Origin of the sequence: Hallella seregens ATCC 51272 (genome assembly GCF_000518545.1) — a bacterium.
GTDB lineage: Bacteria > Bacteroidota > Bacteroidia > Bacteroidales > Bacteroidaceae > Prevotella > Prevotella seregens.
On record NZ_JADU01000017.1, the window covers coordinates 13879 to 31860 of the forward strand.

Below are 17982 nucleotides of genomic sequence, written 5' to 3' on the forward strand. Positions count from 1 at the left end.
ATGAACCCATTCACCCCATACATTGCCGAGAAGCTCCATATTCGTGAGCCACAAGTAGATGCCACCATCGACTTGCTCGAAGCGGGCTGTACCATTCCTTTCATCAGCCGCTATCGTAAAGAGGCCACCGGGAACCTTGACGAGGTTCAAGTGGCAGCCATCAGCGACTTGAACGACAAGCTCAAGGAACTGCAGAAAAGAAAGAAAACTATTCTGAAGACTATTGACGAGCAGGGAATGCTCACCGACGAGCTGAGACAACGCATAACCGGCACATGGAACACCACAGAGCTCGAAGACATCTATATGCCCTACAAGCCACGGCGGCGCACACGGGCACAAGTTGCCCGCGAGTTGGGCCTCGATCCGCTGGCCACGCTCATCATGATGCAGCGCGAGCGTAATCCCGAGGCTGCTGCACTGAGGTTTGTCAAGGAGGGTGTAGCCAACGCTTCGGCTGCCCTAAAAGGCGCACAGGACATCATTGCTGAGAACGTAAGCGAGGACGAGAGAGCACGCCAGAGCGTGCGTAGCGTGTTCCGCCGCGGAGCCACTATCTCATCGCGGGTCGTTCCGAAAATGAAAGACAAGGATCGAGCTCAAAAATATTCCGATTACTTCATCTTCAGCGAGGAGCTGCGCCGTTGCTCCTCGCACCGTCTGCTCGCCATGCGCCGAGGAGAGGCCGAGGGCATCCTACGCGTCAGTATTACAGCCGATGATGATGAGTGCACCGACCGACTGCGCCGCCACTACGTACATGGCTACGGCCCTTGCCAGACTCTCATGGCCGAGGCCGTGGACGATGCCTACAAACGACTCCTCCGCCCGTCAATAGAGAACGAATTTGCCGCACAGAGCAAGGAACGGGCTGACGATGAAGCCATCAAGGTGTTCAAGGAGAACCTGCGCCAGTTGCTCCTTGCCGCCCCGCTCGGTCAGAAGCGCGTCATGGGTGTGGATCCGGGCATTCGTACAGGCTGCAAGGTGGTGGTACTCGATGCACAGGGGAACCTGCTCTACCACGATGTGGTGTTTGCTGTGGGCCATCCATCCGGCAGCCCCAAAGCCGACACACCACTGCAGCGGTTTACCGACACTGCCATACGCTTCCAAGCAGAAGCTATTGCCGTGGGCAACGGTACAGGTTCACGCGAAACCGCCGACATCCTACGACAGATTCCCAATATCCCCACCTATGTGGTCAGTGAGGACGGGGCAAGTATCTACTCGGCTTCAGAGGTGGCCCGCGAGGAATTCCCCGATCAGGATGTTACCGTGCGAGGTGCGGTGAGCATTGGACGTCGGCTCATGGATCCGCTGGCCGAACTCGTGAAAATCGATCCTAAGAGCATCGGTGTGGGGCAATACCAGCATGATGTGGATCCCAATAAACTCAAGCACGGGCTTGACCAAACCGTGGAGCTTTGTGTCAACTCTGTTGGCGTAAACCTCAACACGGCCAGCAAGAACCTGCTTGCCTATGTTAGTGGCCTCGGACCGGCCTTGGCCCAGAACATCGTGGACTATCGACGCGAGCACGGAGCTTTTAGTTCACGTGCTGAACTGAAGAAAGTGCCTCGCCTCGGACCGGCCGCATTCCAACAATGTGCCGGTTTCCTGCGTATCCCCGGTGCCCGGAACCCTCTTGACAGCAGTGCCGTCCATCCAGAACGCTATGCGATTGTAGAGCGAATAGCGGCCGACTGCGGCTGCAAAGTGCCCGATCTAATGAATGCCCCCGAGCTGCGCAAGAAAATCAACATCCACCAGTATGTATCGCCCGAGGTAGGCTTGCCCACCCTGAATGACATCATGCAGGAATTGGAAAAGCCTGGGCTTGACCCACGCGACAAGATAGAGACGTTCGAGTTCGACCCGCGCGTCAAGACCCCGGAAGACCTTGTAACAGGCATGGAACTACCGGGAATCATAACCAACATTACCAACTTTGGTGCCTTTGTCGACATCGGTGTCCATCAAGATGGCCTCGTCCACATCTCCCAACTGGCCAATCGATTTGTCAAAGATCCCAACGAAGTGGCAAGGCTCCATCAGCACGTGCGTGTCAAGGTGCTGGAGGTCGACCGGCGTCGTCACCGTATCTCGCTCACCATGAAATTCTGACTCCATTGTATCATAGCGTTCTGATGCTGCATCATACGATTGCGCTGCCTCTCATTTACCATATAGCATATGGTTGAATTCCGTCACATGGTCGCTTCTGCAACTTTTCGGCCGTTCCAGGCCTTGATTTAGAAATATATGCTTACCTTTGCAGCACAAATGCGCCTGTGGCGAAATTGGTAGACGCGCTGGACTTAGGATCCAGTTGTTCACGCAGTGCAGGTTCGAGTCCTGTCAGGCGCACAACACCAAGCATGACGCTTTCCTCCCTTGCAGGACATAGAAAAGCAGATGGCATCGGTTTGATATGCCGATGCCATCTGCTTCTGCTCTATAAGGTTTGTTTACCAGAAAGACCTATTATGATTAAAACGTTCTGGCCAGAGGTGTGTGGCATACGTATAGCCATACCTGTCATAGAGCTTGGCCAAACGTGTGACACGAAGGGTGAAATCCTCAAAATTCTTCTTCTCATCATCCATCCACTGACTTTCGCACAGAGCGGCCATACGCGGCAACACGCCATACTCAGCACGGCTGGGCCAAGCTATGTATTCTGTCCACAGGTTTCCTTGGGCACCTATCACATGTTTGCGCACGGATTCAGGCATGTCGGCCGGGGCTGGATTCATGCTGTACACCTTGGAGACTGGCAGATACTGATGCTGTCCTTCGGGCTCGGTGTCCTCGTCCTTGTTCTGGCAATAGTCAAAGTAGCAATAGTCCACAGGGGTCATAATGACATCGTGACCCATTTCTGCCCCTTTCTGTCCCGGACCTACACCACGCCAACTCATGATGGTCGCACTCTTGTTGATGTCGCCTTCAAGAATCTCATCCCATCCGATAATGTTACGCCCTTTGCCATTGAGATATTTTTCCAGACGATTGGTAAAGTAGGCCTGCATCTTATTCAGTTCCAAATGATGGTCGGCCGCCAGTTTCTGACATCTGGGACATGTTGCCCAGCGGTCTGTCGGGGTCTCGTCGCCGCCTATATGGAAGTATTTGGCCGGGAAAATGTCCACCAGTTCGTCGATGATGTCCTGCACGAATCCGTACATTCTCTCATTGCCCAAGCAGAACACGTCACGATAGACACCCCAATGGTGACCCACCTCATAGGGGCCACTGGTGCAACCCAGCTCAGGATAGGCGGCCAGTGCAGCCTTTGTATGACCAGGCATATCCACCTCGGGAATGACAGTAATGTGACGCTGACGAGCATACTCCACTATTTCGCGGGCCTGTTCTTGGGTGTAATAACCACCGTGGGGCTGCTTATCGTCCACATCGGAATTGTGCCCCATGATGGTACCAGAGCGCATCGAACCGATTTCCACCAGTCTGGGATACTTCTTGATTTCAATGCGCCATCCTTGGTCATCAGTGAGGTGCCAATGAAAAACATTCATGTTGTGTAGGGCAATGAGGTCAATATACTGCTTTACGAAATCGATTGGAAAAAAGTGACGGGCACAGTCGAGCATCATTCCACGGTAGGGGAAGCGTGGCGCATCTGTCACCACGGTGGCTGGCAGGGCTACTGTGCCACCTGACACTTCAGTGGGAAGCGACTTGCGCAACGTCTGCATGGCGTAGAATACTCCCGCACTTGTGCCTCCAGCAAGAGTAACTTGGTTGTCGGTCACGGTGAGTCGATAGGCCTCTGGCCCCTCGATCTTCTTGTCAATAGCCAGCACTATGGCCGGTGTTTTCTTCGGCTTTTGGTTCATTACAGAGGCTTTGATGCCAGTGGCCTGTTCGATATAATCGGCCAGGAACTGTGCTTGTCGCTTCATGTCGGCATCCTCGCCCTCGTAGACAATGGGCGTGGCGGCTGAGAATACGAACACCGGATGGCGGGTAGGCGTGATGCTCTGCGGAAGAGGCACCACGCGGTAGTCAGCTTGCTGAGCATATCCCCCCAGTGCAAGCAGTGCGAGCAAAGCTGCGAACAGTTGTCTTTTCATCATCGTGTTGTTTGGTTTAAGTTGATGTTTTGTTTTCGTATGCTTGGGGGCAGGGAAATCCCCACCCAAAATTCACGTTCTTGAGATCAGGATAAAATTGGTTTCATCATGTCGGCCGGCATGGCTGCGTATCGTCGTAGTGGTATTGGTTGCCCGTAATCTCGTCCAACGAGAGGCGCTGGAACACAATATCGTAGCCGTCGTTATGAGAATTCTTTTCATATAGCAGCCCTATGTATCCGTCATCCATTAGCACCATCGTGGAATAGCATGCCGTAGCATCAGTGATTTTCAACCCTTTAACCCATCCGGCAGCAAGCCGACTGGGCGTGGCATAATCCGTGCGATTGGTCACAACCTTATAATAGAACCCCATGGTACGACGCTCGGGGCTCTGCGGAACAGACTGAAGCAGCAGACATATCGGCCGGCCGGTTGACGTTTGTCGGGCAGACACTACCATGATGCCTCCGTTTACTGCATTGATGCTGTCGCGTGTCATGTTGCTTGGCATCACCTCCTCACCCCATGTGCCGGCGGCTGTCTTCGGGTCGGTATAGGTATATACATTAAACCGGCGGCCCCCGTCTTTATCACGACAACTTAACAACACACTGCCATCCGGCAATTCCTCCACTTTTGATTCATCCTGCGCTATGGAAGCCGGCGCAGCCGTTCCGCCCAACACCCGCCAAGTCTTGCCGAAGTCGTCCGAATAAATAACAAAAGTGCCCATACGTTTGTCGAAGCTATCGAGTCTCACTGGGTGGGCAATGTAGAGCCTATAGTGCGAACCGGCCTTGACATATCGGCTCTGCATAATCTTTCCCGAAGTAAGAAACAGTCCATGCGCCGACTGCCCCCCAGGCAGGGTTCCCTCATAGAGGTTCCAAATGTCGTCGGTACGTAGTTCTCCCGGCCCCCAAGTATGGCCCCCGTCATTACTGCGAAAGAACACACAGTCCTGACGCCGACCACGTGTCGACCGGTTCTCTCCCCAATATCCTATCTTCCCCGCCACGCATCCCATAAGGATCTGGTCGCTTTCCCGGTCGGCCACGATGCAGGGATCGCCAAAAGCGGCATGCCAGTCATCTGCCAACTCGTTGCCTTCAGCTACAGTCTTGACAGCTCCCCACGTCCTGCCATTATCCGTACTCATACGCATCACCTCATTGATTTGCCACAATCCGTTGCGATTGTTAATACCGATATCCGACTTACTGATGCGATAATCGCACACTGCTATCAGCCGGCCGTCGCGGGTGTAGGCCAAAGCTGGAATACGGTAGGGAACCTCACTGTGCGCATTGTCGAAAACGACAACTTCCTTATCGGTCGTCTGCGCTGTTGTACCAATAGGAAAACCTACAAGCAATACGAAAGCAAGCTGCACGGGCGTAACTCTTAAGCCTTTGATTCTTCTGCAAAAATTATTTCTCATCAACATCTGGGATAAGGGAATACTATTCTTCATGTTTTTTAAAAATATCGTTGCAAAGCATATAACCTTTAATCAACATGCGTGGAATATGGAACGGCCCCTTAAAAAGATTGCCCTTGGCCGTCTGTGCCACCGTCCCGTCCCGGTGCAGGTATCCATACCATTCACCATATTCCGGGTCGGGGAAATGGGCATAAGCCCAGTCGCTCACCTGTTTGTGACGCAGGAGATGACGCTCGTCGTCAGTAGCAAGATAGGCATACAGACAGGCGATGACCGTCTCCGTCTGTGGCCACCAGAATTTCATGTCCTGCGAATAATCCTGTGGTGGGAAGTTTCGACAGTCGCGGAAATTGATAATTCCGCCATACTCCTTATCCCATCCCCATTCCCACGACCAATCAAGAATGGTCAGTGCAAGGTCGGTGAGCTTCTCGTCCCAAGCCCGATGGCGTGCTTCCTCAAGGATAAACCATGAAGTCTCAATACAGTGCCCGGGATTGATGACACGCCCGTTGCAGGTATCGATAAACTCACCTCGGGGACCAACCGTTTCGAGTACAGCCTTGAATTCGGGATGTACGAAGTAACGCTGCAGTGCCTGTATCGACTTTTCTATTTGTTGATCGAGCATTGAATCCTGCAGGGCAGCACGAAGCCGTGAGGCCGTGTTGATAAGAATCATCGTAAGCGAATGCCCTTGGCACTCCATGTCAGGAAGATACTTGGGTTGTAGAAGACCCGGAGTGTCTTTATAGTGCAGGATCAGCCGAAACATATCCAATGCGCGCTGTGCATACGACTCGTCGCCCGAGGCGATGGCATACTCTGACATAGCAATAGCTGCAAAACACTCGGAGAACAGATACCGGCGCATACGCAGCGGCTTGCCGTCAGCAGTCACCTCAAAATACATGCGGCCATGCTCGTCGCAGCAATGCTGAATGATAAAGTCTATACAACTTCTTGATGCCTCCAGCCACTCCTGCCGCCTCTCAATATTGTTATAGGCGAAAGCGGCAATAAAACCAAAACGTCCTTGGAACCATACAGACTTAGTGCCATCCATCAGTCTTCCCTCACGGTCGAGACAGGTATAGACACCCCCGTTCTCGCGGTCAAGACCATGATTGAGCCAAAAGGGCATGATATTGTCGGTCAAGTCTTTGCGATAGACCTCTGCCCAATTTCTTAAATATTTCTTAACATCCATAGTTCAGAACCGATTGCAACGTTCAAAGAAACCTATCTTCTCCAGTTCACGACACATGGCTACTTCCTCATCATCAGTCATGTTGCGGAACGGTACGCGGTTGGGGCCAAGGTCGAAGCCCATGAGTTTCATGATGCGTTTCCCCCCTACGATGTTTCCACGATAACGGCAGATTACATTAATGACCTCCTGGGAGAAGTTCTGCTTCTCTCGGGCCGTCTCCACATCTCCACGTTTCCATGCTTCGATTATGCCCACAAGCTCACGCCCGTTATAGTTCGTCGTGCCGCCAATACCGCCCTTTGCACCTCCCTGTGCCAGGCTCGGCAGGATGGTCTCGTCTTGACCGTGAAGCATATCGAACTTACCATTTTTGTACAGACAGCACTGATTGTACTCGTACAGACTCTCATAGGTGTACTTGATGCCGGCAAAATTAGGTATGCGACCGTCAACGGCTTCCAGCAGGGAGATCATAGGGAGGTACGCTCCGTTGAAAGCGGGGATATGGTAATAGTAGAACGGGAGTTCAGGAGCAGCAGCAGCGATGACCTCGCAGTATCTCACGAGTTCCTCTACCCTTCCGATTTTTGGGAAAGGAGGAGCCATGGCTCCGATGCCCCATGCACCAATTTGCTGTGCATGCCGGGCTAATTTCTCGCTCTCGCGCAGACAGCAACTGCCCACATGCACAATAACCTTGAAACCTGCAGAAGCCGCCACGGCCCATTTCTCTGCCAACAGCATGCGCTCTTCGGTGGTAAGCATATAACCTTCTCCGGAAGAACCATTGATGAACACCCCTTTCAGTCCGTTCTTCACCAGCACGGACGCATAAGCCTCAATAGGTTGCAGATTAACGTCACCATTCGGATGGAATGGAGTAAAGGGGGCATCAATCAGCCCAATGATTTTCTCCATAGTTGTTTGCGTTTATATTTTTTTGTTTATGATTCCTTGAACTTGCCGCCGGACGAGCTTCTGCTGCCGGCTACAAATCATTCCATATCGTCCGTCTTCGGTCGAAGGCAGGAGAGTTGCAAGACGAGAGCCAGCACCACCACGCCGCCCAGAATGGCGAAACCCAGTCCGAGATTACCGCCGTCTGTCCATTTGCCCAATACCTGTGTCACTGCAGCACCGGCGAACACACCGGTCATGTTCATGATACCGTAGGCAGTGCTGCGGTATTTCGACGAGATTAACTGGCACAAGATGGGCATATTGTTGGCATCGAAGATGCCATAGCCCACCCCGAAGCAGAGACCCGCCCCCACGACAGCCACGAGGCTATGGCCGAAACCGAGCAGTATCAAGGCGGGTACCGTGAGTCCCAGGCCTATGGCACTGGTATAGATGCGGCCACGCAGGTTGCGTTGCACCCAGCGATCGGACACTACACCACCCAAGAGTACGCCCACGAACGATGAAACGGCAATGGTGATAGTAGAGATGGGACCTGCACTCGACATAGGAATTCCCAAGCTATCGGCAAAAAGTGTCGGCAGCCAGTTTTTTGTGGCCCAGCCTGGAAGACTCGGCACGGCGAAATAGAACAAGATAATCCAAAACGCCCACGTGGACAGTACCACGGAAAGCCCTCGGAACGGGTTGCCCCGCTTCGTCACCATTGCCCCGGGTTGGGCTTGGGAGTGGTTGTGCTTGGGGTTCTCCTTGAGAAGTACCATGAGCACCAGCGAGTAGACGATGCCGACGATGCCGAACCCATGAAAAGCGGAGTGCCACGAGAAGAGGGCCGCCACTGTGGCTCCAAAGCCGCCGATGGCCTGGCCCACGTAGAGGCCAGTCATGTGCACACCGATGGCCAGCGAGCGGGACTTGCCTTCGTGCCAGTCGGCGATAAGCGAAAGGGCCGAGGGGATATAGAGAGCCTCACTGACCCCCATGAACGCGCGCAGCCAATAGAGTTGTTGGAAATTCTGGGCATAGCCCATGAGATACGTCACCGTCGACCACACAAAGATACTGCCCACCACGAGCCATTTACGACTCACTCTATCGGCCACAATGCCGGCAAAGGGGCTCACAATGCCGTAGACCCAAAGAAATACGGCCATCAGCGCGCCGAACGCCTCGGCACGGTTCAGCTCGGCAATGTCTGCTTTCATAGCCTCTTGCATGGTCGAGAGCATCTGCCGATCCATATAGTTCAGCAGGGCCACAAACCATAGCAGCCCCACTAATATCCAAGGATAAGATTTATTTTCAAGTTTAAACATAGTGAGGTGAAATTAGAACTTAGAACCCAATGCTTGCTGATTCCTGAGCCGATATATCTTGCTTGTTCTCACTCTCGGCTTCAACTCGCCGCCTATCACGTATATGCCGTGTGACGTTTGTGCCAAAGCCACTCCGGAACGGGCCGTTGACTGACTTTTGGCAACAGTCTTCCAATGCCCTCCATTATATAATAAGGTATAGGGATTGAAGCGGTACCATGCTACAGGATGAGACAGATAGTCGGACTGTGGATGATTCAAGGCATCGAGGAAAACTTCTTTGTTCACGCCTCCCATCACCAGCAAGCTGTCTTCCCCTACGTTGGCGGCAATGCCACCCCCCACGAAAAGGGGCTCGTTCCAATTGTCTGCAGGTCCATCCACTACCGTCCACTCGCCGCTACCCTCGTCGTAGACACATCCGTCCATCGCCAGTTCGGCCGGGCGCCCATCCGCTGCAGGGGCAAATCCTCCGAAGAGGCACAGTCGGCCCTTGCCCATACTGCCCGCCACGGGCTGCACCCGTGCGATGCCAGGAAAAGGAGTAACTTCTTCCCATCCTCTCACCACGTTATCCATATCAAGACGGAACACCCGGCAGGATGCCTTGCCGTTTGTAAAACCTCCTGCTACATACAGTTTGCGGCCCACCAAGGCTCCGGCCATGTTGTCCATTGCGCAAGGTAGTGACGGCAGTTTTCTCACGTGCACCTTTCCCTCCATGAGTTCAATGCGACAGACATCTTTCAAGCTGCCTTTCGCATTGATACCACCGGCTACGACCAACCCACCGTCGCACGCCACAGCCACGCCATAGGCCATTTCCTGGGGCAGCACCCCCGCTTTCGTCCAGTCCAGCCGGTCGGTGCCACTGGCTTTGGCCACGTAGATGCCTTTATAAAACCGTTTCTTGCTGTCGGGATCCAGCGTGTTCTCGGGGAAATTACAGCCACCGGCCATCACCACCCATCCATCCACACCTCCGGCGTAACATGCCGAGACACCTAGTTCTATCCCTGCTTCCCCGTTAGGGAAGCCAATCACCGGTTGTAGATGGCAGGTTTGTCCAGACAGTCCACTCAATCCTATAAGAGTCATCGCCATTGTCAGTATATTCCGCATTTGTTCAGATAGGAATTAGATCGAAGCGCAAAGGTCCTGTTGCTTTTCCATAGATGTCATTCCGTTTAGGTTATACAACATATTGAACACACGTAACATGAAAAAAGTACGTACTGCCCCCCTTTCTTCCTAATTATCCCCATGGATCGTAGAGGTCGGTAACAGTGTCCACCTTGGCGAAGTCGTTAAGAAATTAGGCGTAGCTGGAGGCCACAGCCTCGGCAAACCTACGGCCTTTCTCTGCGGTGGCGAGTGAGGGGTCGCCAATGCCTGTATCGCACGAAACCATATTCCAGTGCCGCGGCAGCCACACCTTTCCCGTGCGCAGAGCTTCAGACGCAAAACCCCGGTTAGTACCCTTTCCAGCTTCGTCAAGCCTCACCAATTCGGGATGATAGTACATCATCACCGAAGTCTCCAGTTCATCAGCATGGTCCTCGGGCGCATCGAAATAATCTGTGGCCCGTGCCTGACGAAACCACTCGCTCGTAGCCAACAGCATATCGGGATAGTCCGCGGTGAGGTCACGTATCATGTTCTTGAAGTTGTTGCCGCCATGTCCGTTTACAATCAGTATGCGACGGAAGCCCTGTCGGTTCAGCGAGTCCACGATGTCAGCAAGGATAGCGCGCTGTGTGTCGTATCGTGCGTGCACACAGAAAGGCAGTTCACGCTGCCCAGGATTCTGCGCACCCATTGTCACAGGGGGCATCACCATCGACAGTACACCATACTGTTCTCGGGCCAGCCGTGCAGCATCCACTGCAATGTCGTGTGCCAAGATGCAGTCGGTCATGTAGGGCAAGTGCAGATTGTGAGGCTCCGTGGCACCCCAAGGCAGCAACACCACCTCATAATTGCGTTTTTTCGTCATGCCATACGGAGCGATGGACAAATCAAGCTCACGGATATTCTTTTTGTCGGTCATCAGTCAATTATAAATATCAATTAAAAGAAAAATCCTTAGAAACAGTAACAACTCCAATCTTTTCGGGTCTTTTTAGGGCAAGCCACAAGCTAAGGAGTCAACCAGCAAGTGCAATATTACGAATAATATTTGTAAAACTTTCGCTTAGGGATATAGGTTATTTAATTTTAGCTGCCTCAGATGTGTTCATTCCATACAGGATAGGAATACGTCCGACAAGGTAGACATGAGCCCTGCGCTATATTAGGAGACTACTTTATCAGACTTGGCGTCAGACGCAGGGTATAGGTGTAAGAGCCGGATGTGGGGCATACATACTCCGGAAGGCAGATATCTCCACCGCACGAGTTGTTACCCAGTCCGCGCTGCATGTAGTCGAAGTGTGCGTATATCTGCGGCTGGCGCACCATATCCGTCCAATGTAGCTTTGTGCTCCACATGCGGTCACCATTGTAGCACCATCGTGTCTCGTCATAGTGGGACAGCGAGAAAGATACTTGACCGCCAGAAACAATCCTCAGAGCCACGCCGTCAGTGCTGTTGGTGAGCGTGAGGTCACGCATGTCCTGACGGTCGCCATAGGTCTGCGGATGGGTCAGTTCCTCCACCATATCATCGACAGTAGTGACATAACGTCCCAAGAATGATCCCGTCTTACGGTCAGTGTAATTGCTCCACGGGCCGCGGGCATAGTATTCCACATTCTCAAATCCTTTTGCAAACTGTACGCCGAGACCAATCCTGCGGTTGCCGCCAGTGGGCGTAAAAGTCACTTTCATGTCCACGGTGGCATCGCCGTAGAAAGTATAGGCAATGGTATAGTTGCAGTTGGGGGAACGGCCTTCTACGACCATCGTGGCCGTACTGCCGTTTTTGGTCGGTGGTGAGGTGACTATGACAGTGGAGCTGTTGGCATACGGCAAGCCGGTAACTTGCCCGTTGCGGTCGTTCTCAATGTCACGGTAGTTGTTAAAATCAAAGCCCTGCTGCATAATCTGTTTGCCGGCATAAGTCCACGAGTTAATTTTTCCTCCCGCAAAGACTATGCTGAAAGTCTGACCATCTGCCGTCATACCTGTCACCGTCTGACCGGAGACACTGATTGTACCCCGGCTGCTGTATGCCTTGAGTTCCGGCCTTTCGGTAATCTTGAACTGTTCGTATGCCACAGCATATCCAGCCATGCCCCACGACTGGGCGGTTTTGAGTGTCAGTGAGAGCACGATGAGATACTCAGCACCGTCGGTTGTTTCAGTGGTATATGGTACCTGTACCGTGCCTGTGCCCTCAGGAGCCACACCGGGCATAGGCACCGCCCCACGTTCCACCACACTGCCGTCGCGCAGCACTTCATAGGCGAGATTGTAATCGGAGAGGTTAACGAAGCTGTTCTTATTGCGTATCGTGGCTGTTTTGTTCTCAAACTTCTCAAATACGGCATTCTGGTACACTTTGCGTACCTCAGTAAGTTTGCCCGTCCATGCACGGTCGGGGGTTATAATGCCGTTGTCCATAAAGTTACCCTGAAAGCCGATATCGGCATTTACAGTATTATAATCATAGCCCGCTGTCCAGTAATGGAAACCCCTTGAATCTGTTTTCTCACCTTGCTTCAGCCGCACGGGATCATAGATGGCCTGATCCACCCAATCCCATATACACGCGCCGATGATACCCGTGGAGTTCTCTATAACATCCCAATATTCCTTGAAGTTGCCAAGCGCCTGCCCCATGGCGTGGGCATACTCGCAGATGAAGTACGGTTTGCCGGCATAACCTCCCTTTCGGGCTGTCACATCACTGACCGTGGGATACATGCTGGAAGAAATATCGGCGATGACATTGTTACCTTCATAGTGTATCATGCGGTCATCAAGTTTTCTCACCTCCGCTATGGCAGCTATGAGATTCGATGCGCCGCCACTCTCATTGCCCATTGACCAGAAGATAATACTCGGGTGATTGCGGTCGCGCAGCACCATGCGCACTTCGCGGTCGGTAATGGCAGCACTCCACGAGGCATTGGAAGCCAGACTCTGGTTGTAATGGCACTCCATATCGGCCTCGTCCATGCAATATAGTCCGTAGTAGTCGAACATGGCATACATCTTCGGTTGGCGCGGATAGTGGCTGGTGCGCACGGTGTTGACATTAGCCTGCTTCATCAGCGTCACATCCTTGAGCATCGTAGCTACATCAATGGCACGACCGTACTCAGGATGTGTGTCCTGTGTATTGACACCCTTGAAAAATACGCGCTTACCGTTGATGTAGACGAGGTTACCGCTCTTGGTAATCTTACGGAACCCGTATTTGGTGGAGAATACCATCTCCTCGCTGCCGCCTTCGGTTTGGCTGACAGTGACGGTGTAGAGATTCGGAGTTTCGGCCGTCCACGGCTTGAGTTGGGCGAGGGAAGAAAGCATCACGCTGAGTTTCTGCGTGTCCGTACCGCTGTAATAGGTCGTGCCACTGGCTACGGTAGCACCATCGGGGTCGAGCAACTTCACTGTAAAAGTTTTCGCTGCGGAAATGCTGTCGCGGTTGTCGACGGTTAACTCCACGGTCATGGAGCCGGAAGTGGCATCAGCGGTGAGGTCGGCGGTGATGCGATGGTCGCGAACGAACACCTTCGGCGTGGCCACGAGGTACACATCACGGTGTATACCGGAGAGATGCCACATATCCTGTCCTTCGAGATAAGAGCCATCGCTCCAGCGATAGACACGCACGGATAGCTGGTTGTCACCCCGCCGTACAAGTTCTGTAATATCAAACTCTGCATCATTATTGGAACCTTGTGAGTAACCGGCATACTGTCCATTGACCCATACCACGGCGGCACTGTACACACCATCGAAATGGATGAACACACGCTTGTCGGTCCACCCATCGGGCAACCGGAACATTCGGCGATAGAAGCCAATGGCATTGTCATCAACGACACCGTTACCACTGATGCCGGTCATGGCACACGGCGGTGTATTGTAAAACGGGTATCCGACATTAGTATATACCGGCTTACCGTAGCCCGCCATCTCCCACGACAATGGTACACGGATGGTATCCCACGACTCATCATCGTACTTGTCTGCGAAGAAGTCGCTTTCGCCCGGACCGCTGGAAGTTCCGGCAATATACTTGAACTTCCACACACCATTGAGGTCGATGGTCTGTGCTTTCTCCGGTGTAAGCCATGGACGGTCATAGTGGGCATCGGCCTTCATTTCTGCCTCTGTAGTATAAGGGATAAACGTGGCATGCCCTACCTCTTTTTTATGTTGGAAAAACGTCTGATCACTGATAAAACCCACGGAAAAGTCGGCGGGATTCGGCTTAGATTGCGGAGCCGTATAGGGTATGAGACTCACATCCTTGTAAGTAGCCCACGAACGTGTATTGCCCTCTGTGCTACCTATCTCTATGTGATTCATGGAACTAATCAGCTGGCAGACAGTTGCACCAGCATAGCTCTCGCCATTGACAATGAGACCATCCCTGTTGAACTCCACGGTGAGATCGGTGGAGGGCAGAATAATGTCTGTGCGCACGACATTGCCCTGCCCAGCTATGAGCACGTCTATCTGGAGCGACTGCGAGGAACGAGTATAGTAAAGGTGTACATGTGTGCCGTTCCACTGCGATATGTTGCTGCCAAAAGACAATATGTCCTCCAACTGCCTGTCCATACGACACGTACTCAAATCGATGACGGCTCGGAGGGCATGCTGGGAAAAGTCTATATCGGTAGTGGTGGAGAATGGCTGGCCATCGGGAACGTAGTTCTTCCACAGACTCTTAATGTTGTCTGCACCAAAAACGACGTTTGGAATAAAAAGCCCCAACAATATGATAAGGGGCAAAAGGGTTTTACGGGTGTTGGCTATCATTGTGGGAAGCAAATGTTTTTATTTTCTTAGATAACACAATTCGGCACTTAAAGAGGATCAATATTTAGCAGTCTTTTTACCATCAACAATATATATACCCGAGGGGAGATTGGCAAGCCCCCCCACTTTCTCAGAGCATTTGATACCGGAAACGGTATACACACCTTCTTGAGAATGAAAAGCAGGCATTATCGGCTGTGTCGTCACGCCGCCCATATCCGTCGTTACCTCTGTGACAAGTCTCCACTGCGCCGGCGCATAGTCGCCGGGCTTAACGGGCGAGAGCATTAAAGAGAGAGAATCTGTGACGTCGTCTTTGGAAAAAGCGAGAAAGTGGAAGCTGGCTGATTCCCTCTGACGGTTTGCCAGCAGATAGACACCCTCCTTTCCCTCAACAGGCTCAAGCAGCCAGTCTTGATACTGTCCGCTACCATCGGTAGAAATCGGCATATGAATAGAGCCACCGACAGTGCCGGAGGTTGAGGAGACCGTATAAAAACCGTCTGCGGAGACTTTGAAAGTAAAAGGAGAGGAAACTGTGGACAGCACCAAGCTACCTTTTGTGACAGAGAGGTACATACCATTGGCTACATTGCATATATAATATGTCTTGGCTATTGCAAAAGACGAAGCAGCAGTCTCGGCATGGGCTGCCACAAGACAGCACGCCAGTATAAATGTCAATATCACAGGGTTCTTCATAGATTGTCAGTAGAATTCGGTGTCACACCAATCGCAAGAAGATAATATACTGTAAAATATCCGATGATGCTTATTCCGTACATCCCGCGACAGCATGTGGAGAAAAAGCAACTAAAAGATTGTCTCTGAGCGAGGTAGTACCTTTCTCAGAGACAATCTTGCATGTATGGTGTAAGCGATTACTTCGTCATGAACTTCTGGGTCTGAGTACCAAGGGCACCAGTAGTCTTGATGATGTACAGGCCTCTAGGCATAGACTGTGTAGACACGTTGCCGGGATTGGCAATTGTCTTGACGATACGGCCTGTGGTATCGTAAATATCTACCTTGTTTACGCCCTCAAATACGAGGTTTCCGTTGATCATCTCCACAGACTGACGGTCACTATTGACTGTATTGATGCCAGTGGGGAAATTTCCAGCGGTGGTGTCCCACCACAGGCGTGTAGCCATCTGATCTGCTCCACCGAGGTTGGGAATACCCGTGTTGTTGATATCATCAATCGTCGACGGATCTGTCGAATTCCATGGGATACGACGAATCTGATCTCCCTCGTGTAAACTTCCGTCTCCATCGGCAGTGTTAATAACCGGGAATACCTTAGGATAACCTGTGCGGCGCATATCCAGCCACGGTTCGGTGGGATTGGGATATGCAGCGATATACTTCTGCGTGATAATCATTTCGAGTTTGGTCTCAACGGGGAGGTTGTCATCCCACGCCACGCCGATTTTTGTCACACTTGGCATGTCTGGGGTATTGCCCGTGGGATCAACATATGTATAATCTTTTGCAGCTGACTGGCTCATGTATTCGTCAACATAATTCTTATACTCATCTTCATCCACATACGCTGGGTCAGAGATGGCTGCATTCCGCACTCCCTTCTCATAGAAGTCTTTTGCCGTACCACGGACATCCCATCCACGTAGTGCGGCCTCAGCAAGGTTGAAGTATTGCTCTGACAGCTTCATGAAGAACATCGGAGGATTCTGTTGTCCGAAAAATTCAGCTTTTACCTTACTCATAGCTACATAAGAGTTGCTGGCTACAGCCTGGCCTATGCCGCCACTTGTGCCATTGCGCATACCGATAAGACGATCTTCAGGACCTGTAGATTGAGGAGCTGACCCTTGGGTACCTACCTTAAGGATGGGATCGCTGTTTTTGTCGAACATATACTTTGCAAACGGGTGGTCGAGACTCTCAAGGATGCTGACAAAAGACGCGCCAAGAACGTTGTCGTGCCATGATGTCTGTATCTCGACAACTGGGTGTGTGGCTCCGTTAAGCCCTACCAGCACCTGCTCCTGAGGCTTGTCGGCCATCAGCCCCCCGTTGGCAGGGTCAGCAGCCTCTTCTGCCCACTTCTGTGCACTGACTGGATCAACCTTGGAGATATGTATGGCATAGCGTAGCTTTAAGGCATTGGCAAAATGTATCCACTGGTTGAGGTTATTGTGGTAGTCGCCATTCGGAATGAGGTCACAGCTACTTTTGATGACATTGTGGAGCACCGTTTTGTATGCAGGAGTGCGATTGCCCTCATAATACCGCAGACAGGCAATAATTTTGTCAATGTTGGCAACTGCAGTATAATAAATATCACTCTGCTTATTGTAGGTGAAAGGATTCGAAGACTTGTTCTTTTTAAAATCCTTGTAAGGTAACGGGCCGAACATATCTGAGTTTTCCACAGCTCCATAGTCATAGAAGAGAAGACAAATGGCCTTGAACTCAGGAAGGTTGTTAAAACGACTGTCAACCATCAGTGGTACAACGGTTGTACGGTAATCGGTAAAAAGGCCACCACCTCCGCCCATAGCCTTATTGACAGAATAGGTCGATGGTATTTCAAGACCCGGACTGTAAGGATAGTCCCTATGGGTGACGCAGGAATACTGAGCATAGTTCTCGAGGCTCAGCGAGTATTTGACTTGATAGGAGTGGGTGGCAATCTGCCGAGCATCCTTGGATCCGCGAAGATACCAGAAACCGGCTCTGGCCGTAGCAAGTTGTTGGCTAAGGTCGCCCATGGCCTGTCGTGCCTCGGCATCAGTTATCGTGCGTTGGTAGTTAAGCTCGTCGGCCTCAGTGTCATTGAGCAAGGTGGTCTGGGCAGAGAGTCCCAAGGAGAACAAGGCTGCACCAGCCACTAATAAGGCTCGGGGTGATGTAAAAATGTTCATAGCTTTTTTAATGAGGTTATCAGAATGTTGTTGATTATAATAATTGGTACAAATTTAAGAAATTATTTTTATAAGGCAATGATGAATTGCTTAAAAAAACAAAAACTTTTCTCTTGGTATATATGTCACTTGTTTTAAATATCCTACTAAAAGT

Annotated in this window: 11 protein-coding genes and 1 tRNA gene; 2 read left to right on the top strand and 10 right to left on the bottom strand. The window is 51.7% G+C overall.

The features are described 5' to 3' along the window. Both L888_RS0106820 and L888_RS0106825 read left to right on the top strand, forming a co-directional pair. Entirely contained in the window at positions 1-2127 is a 2127-nt protein-coding gene (locus tag L888_RS0106820; RefSeq protein WP_027952350.1) for a Tex family protein, read from the top strand. 161 nt (positions 2128-2288) lie between these two features. Beyond that, positions 2289-2370: transfer RNA gene (locus L888_RS0106825), tRNA-Leu, on the top strand. Between the two features lie 101 nt (positions 2371-2471). Here the strand turns inward: L888_RS0106825 and L888_RS0106830 are convergent. From L888_RS0106830 to L888_RS0106875, 10 genes are all read right to left on the bottom strand, one after another. Continuing rightward, positions 2472-4103 carry a beta-N-acetylhexosaminidase gene (locus L888_RS0106830; RefSeq protein ID WP_027952351.1) on the bottom strand — a complete coding sequence of 544 codons (1632 nt, stop codon included), beginning with the start codon at positions 4101-4103 and terminating at the stop codon, positions 2472-2474. Between the two features lie 103 nt (positions 4104-4206). Continuing rightward, a complete protein-coding gene (locus tag L888_RS0106835) occupies positions 4207-5577 on the bottom strand; it encodes a sialidase family protein (protein WP_027952352.1) in 1371 nt (456 codons plus the stop codon). Continuing rightward, complete coding sequence (locus L888_RS0106840) at positions 5567-6757, bottom strand: AGE family epimerase/isomerase (protein WP_027952353.1); 1191 nt, start codon at positions 6755-6757, stop codon at positions 5567-5569. The genes L888_RS0106835 and L888_RS0106840 overlap by 11 nt, the downstream gene beginning before the upstream one ends. A 3-nt stretch (positions 6758-6760) precedes the next feature. Further along, positions 6761-7678 carry a dihydrodipicolinate synthase family protein gene (locus tag L888_RS0106845; RefSeq protein WP_027952354.1) on the bottom strand — a complete coding sequence of 306 codons (918 nt, stop codon included), beginning with the start codon at positions 7676-7678 and terminating at the stop codon, positions 6761-6763. A 77-nt stretch (positions 7679-7755) separates the two neighbouring features. Further along, positions 7756-8997, bottom strand: coding sequence for an MFS transporter (locus L888_RS0106850; protein ID WP_027952355.1), 1242 nt, complete (start codon positions 8995-8997; stop codon positions 7756-7758). Positions 8998-9009: 12 nt separating this feature from the next. Continuing rightward, on the bottom strand, positions 9010-10101 hold the full coding sequence (locus L888_RS0106855; protein ID WP_044248892.1) for a cyclically-permuted mutarotase family protein: 1092 nt from the start codon (positions 10099-10101) through the stop codon (positions 9010-9012). Between the two features lie 211 nt (positions 10102-10312). Continuing rightward, positions 10313-11047 (bottom strand): creatininase family protein, encoded by a 735-nt coding sequence (locus L888_RS13460; protein WP_044248872.1) that lies wholly within the window; start codon positions 11045-11047, stop codon positions 10313-10315. Between the two features lie 251 nt (positions 11048-11298). Then, the gene (locus tag L888_RS0106865; RefSeq protein ID WP_245594839.1) at positions 11299-14736 is read right to left on the bottom strand and encodes a glycoside hydrolase family 2 TIM barrel-domain containing protein; all 3438 of its coding nucleotides are present in this window, start codon (positions 14734-14736) and stop codon (positions 11299-11301) included. 258 nt (positions 14737-14994) lie between these two features. After that, positions 14995-15639, bottom strand: coding sequence for an RICIN domain-containing protein (locus tag L888_RS0106870; RefSeq protein WP_027952358.1), 645 nt, complete (start codon positions 15637-15639; stop codon positions 14995-14997). Between the two features lie 179 nt (positions 15640-15818). Beyond that, the gene (locus L888_RS0106875) at positions 15819-17828 is read right to left on the bottom strand and encodes a SusD/RagB family nutrient-binding outer membrane lipoprotein (protein WP_027952359.1); all 2010 of its coding nucleotides are present in this window, start codon (positions 17826-17828) and stop codon (positions 15819-15821) included. Positions 17829-17982: the final 154 nt, after the last annotated feature.